General features: G+C 36.1%; 7 protein-coding genes and 1 pseudogene. 3 read left to right on the top strand and 5 right to left on the bottom strand.

From position 1 onward, the window contains the following. The coding region (locus KI369_RS26890) for an aromatic amino acid lyase (RefSeq protein ID WP_212958593.1) at nucleotides 1–825 on the bottom strand (825 nt) is incomplete at its 3' end. Between the two features lie 104 nt (nucleotides 826–929). Then, nucleotides 930–1,370 (bottom strand): histidine utilization transcription antiterminator HutP, encoded by a 441-nt coding sequence (gene hutP, locus KI369_RS26885; RefSeq protein WP_000926516.1) that lies wholly within the window; start codon nucleotides 1,368–1,370, stop codon nucleotides 930–932. A gap of 194 nt (nucleotides 1,371–1,564) precedes the next feature. On the opposite strand from hutP, the pseudogene KI369_RS26880 reads away from it, so the two are divergent. Next, nucleotides 1,565–2,520, top strand: a pseudogene (locus tag KI369_RS26880) (class I SAM-dependent methyltransferase). A 15-nt stretch (nucleotides 2,521–2,535) separates the two neighbouring features. Here the strand turns inward: KI369_RS26880 and KI369_RS26875 are convergent. Both KI369_RS26875 and KI369_RS26870 read right to left on the bottom strand, forming a co-directional pair. Beyond that, complete coding sequence (locus KI369_RS26875; protein WP_212958591.1) at nucleotides 2,536–3,096, bottom strand: DJ-1/PfpI family protein; 561 nt, start codon at nucleotides 3,094–3,096, stop codon at nucleotides 2,536–2,538. After that, complete coding sequence (locus tag KI369_RS26870; RefSeq protein ID WP_212958589.1) at nucleotides 3,093–3,680, bottom strand: AAA family ATPase; 588 nt, start codon at nucleotides 3,678–3,680, stop codon at nucleotides 3,093–3,095. Before KI369_RS26870 ends, KI369_RS26875 begins: the two co-directional genes overlap by 4 nt. A 246-nt stretch (nucleotides 3,681–3,926) precedes the next feature. Here KI369_RS26870 and KI369_RS26865 point away from each other — a divergent pair, with 246 nt between their 5' ends. Beyond that, nucleotides 3,927–4,223, top strand: coding sequence for a hypothetical protein (locus tag KI369_RS26865; RefSeq protein ID WP_212958587.1), 297 nt, complete (start codon nucleotides 3,927–3,929; stop codon nucleotides 4,221–4,223). A 103-nt stretch (nucleotides 4,224–4,326) separates the two neighbouring features. Next, a complete protein-coding gene (locus KI369_RS26860) occupies nucleotides 4,327–4,767 on the top strand; it encodes a DUF2621 domain-containing protein (RefSeq protein WP_000889384.1) in 441 nt (146 codons plus the stop codon). 29 nt (nucleotides 4,768–4,796) lie between these two features. Here KI369_RS26860 and KI369_RS26855 read toward each other — a convergent pair whose 3' ends face one another. Continuing rightward, nucleotides 4,797–5,852, bottom strand: coding sequence for a hypothetical protein (locus tag KI369_RS26855; RefSeq protein WP_212958585.1), 1,056 nt, complete (start codon nucleotides 5,850–5,852; stop codon nucleotides 4,797–4,799). Nucleotides 5,853–6,000: the final 148 nt, after the last annotated feature.

Genomic DNA, 6,000 nt, shown 5'->3' with positions numbered 1-6,000 from the left:
ATCCTGTCCCCGTAGTTCTCCTTGTTTTGTTGTTAATTTACTATCATGGAGGATGTCACGAATTCTGCTCGCTACTTCCACTTGCTCTTTATAACCACGTGCTTTATGAACATTTTCATCAAATGCATCAATAATGCCTTGTAACCCTTCAATTGTCATTGAAGCAATTAATTCAGCTTGGTAAGCAGTTGCTTCTGCTTCTATATAAGAAAGAACTCCTTGTGCTGTCATCGCCTGCGTACCATTAATTAATGCAAGCCCTTCTTTCGCTTCAAGTTCAATTGGCTCAAGGCCCTCTTCAGTAAGGGCGACCATCGCATGAACGCGTTTCCCCTTATAGAACACTTCACCTTCGCCTAATAATACAAGTGCAAGATGGGATAAAGGTGCTAAATCTCCACTCGCACCAAGTGAACCTTGTTGCGGAACGACCGGGTGAATTTTGCGATTTACAAACTCAAGAAGCATATTTACAACAAGCGGTCTAACGCCAGATACCCCTTTAAGCATCGTGTTCGCTCGTAAAATCAACATACCACGTGATACTTCTTCAGGAAATGGATCGCCTATCCCGCATGCATGTGATTGAATTAAATTGTGTTGAAGTGCCTTTACATCATCTTTTTGAATAAGCACGTCACTGAACTTTCCAAATCCAGTTGTAATACCGTAAACGACCTTTCCGTCCTCTACAATTTTCTCAACTACTTCGCGGCACTCTGCCACCTCTTGCATACTAGTTGGACAAGCTGTTACACCTTCCCCTTCAAGTAACAGCCTCTTCATTTCTTCAATTGTCAATGTGTGTCCTGTTAACGTAATCATTCTTTTTTCCTCCTTAAAAAGGCAAAAGGGGACCTTATCTTTTTAAGACAGACTTCTGTCCTAAAAAAGTAAGGCCCCCTTCTAACTAATAGACTATGGGCAAATCATATGTGATTAATTCCTAAACCAATCGCCTCATGCTCAGATCCTTTTACAGGTGCACCAATCGTTCCATATAATGCAACAGCAACCCATTCGCCTTCTTTTTTTCCGTCGTATGGTGTACCGCGCACAATCGCAAAGCGAAGTCCTACTGTACGAAGAACGTCTGCTAACTGAATTTGACCTCTCGTCACTCCGTACAAAGCTTCCATTATTGCATGATAAAGTGCATGTGTTTCTCTGTAAACGTCTGTTTCAATAACTTGGTTGCTCTTAGCCGCTGTTTCCATTGCTGCGACAACCTTTTGCGAATTCATCGAACCCACTTTCCCCGTACAATACTTCCAACCTTTTGGGATAGATAATACAGGGCTTTCATTCTCATCCGCAAGTGCCAACAGCATGGCCATACGACCAATTCGATGTGTTCCTTGAAGAAGCATGTGACTCTCTCATTTCTTTTTAATTATTTGAATATTTCTTAATTTAAGAATATATGAAAACGGTTAAGTCGTCAATAGTTTAAACTCACATTCAAACATTTTTTCATCTTCTTCATTTGTGTACACAAATGATTTACACAATTTTTTCAGGCGTGCTATAGTCTCACTAACAGATGCAAGGGGGCGATATTTCAATGACAAAGCGAAAAGACATTCATTTTCGAATTGAAGAAAAATTACTTGAAAGGTTTGAATCTGCACTTCAATATGAAGGTTTAAAGAAAACCGACGTATTAACACATGCGATTCAGCAATTTTGCACGAAGGTGGAATGCGAAAAAATGAATGATGTAAAACGCCAATACAATGTAAGCAACCATTTACAAATACGTATTGATACGCATAAACATTACGAAGAAAAACAAGTGAATTTAGATGAACTCGTCATGGAACATTTACAACTTCAAGGAGAAGAAAAATATTAGAGGTTGGGTGTGCTAATGGAAATTTTCTTTCCCTTTTACACACTAAAGGGCATAAAGGCCAACTAACCGGTTTTGATCAATCGAAAACGATGCTTTCTGAAGCTGCAATAAAGAATAGCATAATTGAATGGAGACTAGGTGACGCTGGTAAACTTCCTTTCGAAGCTAATTGCTACGACTGGATCGTCGCAAGACATATGTTATATCACATGAAAGATGTCGAAAAAACAATTCAAGGATTCCATAAAGTAATTCGTCCTGGTGGCTCACTTTTAGCTACAACAAATTCTGACGCTACATTACCTCGTATCGTTGAAATGTGCAACCGCATGTTAGACGCATTTGATCTACCGAAAACAACATCATCAGTCACTCCATTTTGTTTAGAAAATGGTAAAGAAATATTACAGTCTATTTTTCCAACTGTTGAAGAAGCAGTTATTCATAATGCTCTCATTTTTCATCATGCTACTCCGATTGTAAACTATATTTCTAGCATGTTTCCATCGCTAAATATACCTGATAATACATATCTTCACGCCGAAATGAAGGAATGGCTAAAAAAAGAAGTAGAAAATGAATTGTCACTTCATAACGGTATATGGCGTGATCCAAAAACATTAGCAATTTATCGATGTCAAAAAGAAAAAGCTAGCATTCGCTAGCTTTTTCACGTTTTCTCATAACAAATTCTCCATCATTACATTACCCTTACCACCATAAAAATTTGTATTATGTTCATTCGCTACTCCAAAATAAGAGGCAATCGCTATTCCAAAGGGTACAAATGCATGCCCCTGTGCTGTAATAATATTTGAATGTTTCACAACTTCTTCATACACAAAATTTTCTACTGGAAAACAATCTAATTTTTTATAATCTATAGTCACTGTATACGAGATTACTTTGAATAAGCCTGCTTTTGCTAGCGCATAGGGTCCAGCACAAATAGCAGCTACTAATTTTTCTTGTTCGTGAAATTGACGAATGACCGAAAAGAGTACTTCTGCATCCTTCATATGTATCTCATCTCCGCCTGGAATAATAATCCCCTCATATTCTTCTACACGCACTTCTCTTAATTCTATATGTGGTTGTACTTGCAAACCTGTTTCACTTATAATCATTTCTTTTGTTAAACCCGCTGTAATGATTTCAAATTTATTTTTCAGCAATGCTGTAGCTACCGTTATTTCAAACTCCGCAAATGTTGGATATACGAATAATATTATTTTTTTCATAGTCCTTTCTCCTTTAACCAGCCCATAAAATATGATTCTAACTCATCCACTGTTAATGTATTCGTGTCCACATAAGTTACAAGAAATTGTTTATACCATTCTTTTTCAGCTTCTACTAATTTAAATTGCTCCTCAAATGTACTTCGTTTTCTTGTCCTATCATTATTTTTTCTATTATATACATTCTTTTTCGTCACATCTAAATAAAAAATAGCATCTGAACGACATTCTCTTAATCGATATAATTCATCTTTCAATTCATTTTCTATATCCCACTCTTCTCCTATAATCGCTGGATAAAAAAGTGTATAAAACTCAATGTCTTCTGGTCCACGATCAAAAATTACAACTGAACCTTTCACATTTTGAAACTCCTTTATTTTTGCTTCCATAAACATTTTTTGATTTAGAATAAACCCTTCTTTTGACGTCATATCCAACTTTAATTGTTTTCTCTTTTCTACAATTGGATAAGGATTTTCATATACAACTGAAAGTCCGCGTTGCTCTAGCCTTTTAGCCAATGTCGTTTTCCCGCTTGCCATCGGTCCTTGGAGTGAAATTATATACGCCATACCTTTCATTCCCTTGCACTTTAGTACATTTATAATATACAGAATTTTGAAAACTATCAACGAAATATATATCATCTTGTTTCTTATTCTTATGTAACTTATAATAAAAAAATAGAGATTATGACGGACGCATCAATATTGTAAGCTTGGAAACCCAAGCTTACATTATTTTTTGCTTTCCCTTTTCTAATAAAAAGAGTATACTAGATTAGAACGTATGTTCTTAATGATTACATACAGTAAGGAGATAAGACAATGGTATACGACACAAAAGCAATTTCTTGGAATGAGTCTTTAAAACAACTTCAACGCCGCTATACAAACAAACAAGTTGACCGAAAAGAATTTGAGGATATTGAACTGATGGAATTCTTCCGCGATAACGACTACATTGCTTTACCTACACATATAAGCGGCCTATCAACAGCACGTTTTACTTCTTACTCTATTTTCACAACTGAAGATAAAGATCGTAAAGTTGGCACACTTATTATTGAGTATATTGAAGAAGATAATAATAATTTATGTGTTGAACAACTATACTTCGTTTAAATGATAACGCTTGGTCAAAATGACCAAGCGTTCTTGCTTTCTATGAATCTCACTGTTTATAATATGAATAAAAGAAAACCGTAATCATTAAGGGGGGATACGCTTGCTCGAAGGATGGTTCAGTTGGTTTATTGTGCTATGGACTGTTATTTTATTAGGACTTATGTCTATCGGTGGATACTTTATGTTCAGAAAATTCCTAAAACGACTACCGAAAGAAGATGGTATGTCTATTTTAGATTGGGAAGAGCACTATATTAATAAAACGAGGCATTTATGGGATGACGAACAAAAACAATTGTTAGAAGAGCTCGTCAGTCCTGTTCCAGAACTATTTCGCGATGTTGCTAAATCAAAAATTGCTGGTAAAATCGGAGAACTGGCATTACAAGAAAAAGCCTCTCAAATTACACAAGATTTAATTATTAAAGGGTATATTATTGCTACACCGAAGCGTGATCATAAATTTTTAGTAAAAAAACTACAAGAAAAAAAGATTGATTATTCTCATTATCAATCCTTACTAACAAAATCCACCTCATAAAAAAGATTGCTAGCTTATAGCAATCTTTTTTAACTTACAGTTACTGATTTTACTGCTGTTAATTTAGCCTCCGCCAAGTCTATTTGTAATCCAACCGCACTTGTATAAATTGTATCCCCAGTACCTGTAATATTTACTTGTGTAGATGTCGTATTTGGTGCAATAGAACCTGTAGCATTTACATTTGTAATATCAAATTCAGCTCTTGCATTTGCAGTTGTAGTCGTTCCAGAAAAATTCCGATCTGCAAAACTACCAATTGTATTTAAATTTCCATTAATATCATTTACTTGCCCTCTAAAAAAGTTCCCTGACGGATTATCCGGCCCCGTTAACGTTACAGAATTTAATTGAAAGTTATCACCTATAAAATTGGGATCACCATTCACCGCCATTACAAAAGCTCTTGCTGTCACTGTCCCTGTAGCTGGTGTGAAAAATCCAGAAAGGGTTTGTGGTGTACCTGATAATAAAAAACCTGGAAATAAACTCACATTTCTCATCGGATATGAAGAATCACGATATACAACAATCAACGACCATCCTGCACCATAACCAACTGGCTGACGCGTAGGTAATCTTGTTACACTATATCTTCCTGCTGCTCGATTAGGTAACCCTTGTAGTAAAGATGTAACGTCTGCCGCTCGATTATATACATTGGCTATAAAAGGTAAATTCGTTCCTTGTGATGACCACGCTGAATTAATTGTCACTTGTGTACTCGTTCCATCAGGCGTAACTAAATTGGGAGGATTCGCATCAACAATAGCAGTTGTAACAGCTGCATCCAATCCACCTGACCAAACAAGTAATGCAAAATCTACAACTGCCGTTGCTGGAACAATAGTAGTTGATGGATTTAATTCAGCCCATGAGCCATCTAATGTCCAATCATTCGTCGTACCTCCAAATGTATTTGGATCCGTCGATGAAGGCACCCCTCCGAAAGTGGTGTCAGTATTTAATGTAATAAGTGCATTATAAGCAAAGTTTGTATTAGCAGTACCTCGCATTCCCATCGTATTGCCTGTATGCATCATAAATAAGTTATCATTTTTACCGTAAGCTTGAACAAAAGCCAATAGAATTCACTCCTATTAGGATAAAAAATTTTATTAAAGTTTTCAATTTTTAACTTACTATTACTGATTTTGTAGCAGTTAAACGCGCCTCCGCTAAATCTATTTGTAAACCGACAGCACCAGCGTAAATATAATCAAATGTATTTGG

Origin of the sequence: Bacillus sanguinis (assembly GCF_018332475.1) — a bacterium.
GTDB classification, from domain to species: Bacteria; Bacillota; Bacilli; order Bacillales; family Bacillaceae_G; genus Bacillus_A; species Bacillus_A sanguinis.
Note: the sequence above shows the minus strand (reverse complement) of the source record. Positions and strands in the feature narration are given on the sequence as shown.